This window comes from Alkalilacustris brevis, assembly GCF_003350345.1.
GTDB lineage: Bacteria > Pseudomonadota > Alphaproteobacteria > Rhodobacterales > Rhodobacteraceae > Alkalilacustris > Alkalilacustris brevis.
Map to the genome: position 1 here is coordinate 1 of NZ_QNVJ01000004.1, position 2,038 is coordinate 2,038.

At 67.8% G+C, this 2,038-nt stretch carries 5 protein-coding genes; 4 read left to right on the forward strand and 1 reads right to left on the reverse strand.

All coding sequences use genetic code 11. The annotated features are described in order from the left end of the window. The 4 genes from DQ229_RS16425 to DQ229_RS16870 form a co-directional block, all read left to right on the forward strand. Positions 1–274: hypothetical protein (locus DQ229_RS16425; RefSeq protein ID WP_162300708.1), on the forward strand; the 274-nt coding region annotated here is incomplete at its 5' end. 142 nt (positions 275–416) lie between these two features. Then, entirely contained in the window at positions 417–1,097 is a 681-nt protein-coding gene (locus DQ229_RS00420; RefSeq protein WP_114964308.1) for a YcbK family protein, read from the forward strand. Further along, the gene (locus DQ229_RS00425; protein WP_114964309.1) at positions 1,097–1,354 is read left to right on the forward strand and encodes a hypothetical protein; all 258 of its coding nucleotides are present in this window, start codon (positions 1,097–1,099) and stop codon (positions 1,352–1,354) included. The genes DQ229_RS00420 and DQ229_RS00425 overlap by 1 nt, the downstream gene beginning before the upstream one ends. 275 nt (positions 1,355–1,629) lie before the next feature. Then, entirely contained in the window at positions 1,630–1,758 is a 129-nt protein-coding gene (locus DQ229_RS16870; RefSeq protein WP_274378810.1) for a hypothetical protein, read from the forward strand. 85 nt (positions 1,759–1,843) lie between these two features. Here DQ229_RS16870 and DQ229_RS00435 read toward each other — a convergent pair. After that, positions 1,844–2,038 (reverse strand): hypothetical protein (locus DQ229_RS00435; protein WP_420796846.1); only part of this gene is annotated, 195 nt, incomplete at its 5' end.

A 2,038-nucleotide genomic window follows, 5' to 3' on the forward strand; every position in this document is an offset into this window, starting at 1 on the left:
GCTCATCAAATGGGTGATCATTCCCATGGCCGCCATGCTCTGGGTCCATAACCAGAAGATCGGTGCCCATGAGAAAGACGTGCTGCGCATCATGACGCTGCTGTCCGAGCGCAAGGACCAGCGCGACGAGGATCGCGCCGAGCTGAAGGAGGCGCTGCGCGATCTGCGCGCCGCCATCCTGCGCCTCGATCAGCGGCTCGCAGATTTTACCCTCGCGCAAGGCGCAGCCGGGCGCACCGACAGCGCCGCCTCGAGCCGTCGCGGCGAAGACTGAGGCCGGGCAAGGCCCGACCGCGCGGCGCGTCAGGGACTGAGGCATCCAGGCCCAGCGCGCAGCATCCAACTGACCCCGTCACCCCACCCGTGCCGGTCGCACCCGCGGCGGGTTCATTTTTAGGTATGAGAGGACCATCCCCATGGCAGACCCAATTCGCACCTATCGGCATTTCCGGGAGGTGCCAGACCACATCTGGCGCTGGCCGAACTTCTCGCCGGCCGAGATCGCCTGTCGTGGGACAGGGCAGCTCAAGCTGCACGCGCAAGCGCTCGACAGGCTGCAGGCGCTGCGCGATCGGCTGGGCAAGCCGCTGATCGTCCGTTCCGCCTATCGCTCGCCCGCGCACAACCGAAATGTCGGCGGCACGCCGGCATCAAAACACATGGAGGGCACGGCCTTTGATATCGCCATGGCGAACCATGATCCGGAGGTGTTTGAGGCGGCAGCGCGCGAGGTCGGGTTCCTCGGCTTCGGCTTCTATCCCCGCTCGGGATTCATGCATATCGATCTTGGGCCCGCGCGGGACTGGGGGGAGAGGTTTCCGGCGCGCGCGGTGGCATTTGCGACCGAGACCCCACCGGCGCGCGAGGCGCTGGCGCAGAGCCGGACGCTCAAGGGAACCGGGGCGGCCGGAGTGGCGACGGTGGGGGCCGCGGGTGTCGAGGGCGTGAGGGAGGTCGTCGCCGAGGCGCAGGACGCGCTCCTGCCGCTGGTGCCGTATCTCGACACCCTGCGCTGGCTGTTCATTGCGCTGGCGCTTGCGGGCATCGCCGTGGCGATCTGGGCGCGGGTCGATGACTGGCGCAAGGGGCTGAGGTGATGTGGGCCAGCTTCGTGGTCGGGATTCTGGCCCGGCCTTGGGCGCGGCGGGTGGTGGGGGTGGCCCTCGTCGCGCTCACCATCACCCTGTTTCTGATCAACCTCCGCCGCCAGGGCGAGCGCGCCGGACGCGCCGCCGAGCGGCTGGAAACTCTGGAGAGGATAAATGACATACAGCGCAGGATGCTGGAAGGCGCCAGTCGCAGGCCTCGCAATCGCGACGATCTTCTTGAGCGGTTGCGCAGGGGTGGGTTCTGAGGGCGGGACTGGGAGCTGCCCGCCGGTGGTGGAGTACAGCAGGGCCGAGCAAGCGCGCGTGGCGGAGGAGGTGACGGCGCTGCTGGAGGGGGCGGTGATCGGGGAGTGGCTGGCGGATTATGCGGTTCTGCGGGAGCAAGTGAGAGCCTGCAGCATCCTTGATAGGACATTGACGCACCGAGCGTGAGCACAGCGGACTCTTGATCTTCTCAAATAACAATGGCGGCCTTGGCCGCATGTGCTGAATTCGGCAAACCGAGATCAAGGAGCCCAAGATGCTCGATCCGCTTGCCAACCGCCCTCCGTCGAACTCGGGGGGCCGGACCAGCGGCGACGCGGAGGTGACGGCAGAGGCCGCATTCACCGCCCCGCGCCCGGAACAGCCCTACCCCTCGTGGGAATGAAACGGCAGCGCGTGGACCGCCCCGGTGCGGCGAAGGCTGGCAATGGGACGAGGATGCGGGGGCGTGGTTGGAAAGCAGTTGGCCGTCAGGCCGCAGAGGCACCCTGTCCCGCACCCTGCGGCAAGCGTTCCAGATAGGCGGCGATGACGATGGCTTCGTCAAAGGCAGCCTCGGCGCGGGCGCGGGCCACCTGCCCCATGGCTGCGCGTGCATCACTCGACAGATCGATGAAACGCGCCATCGCCTCTGCGAGCGCCCGGGCATCGCGCGGCGGGCAGAG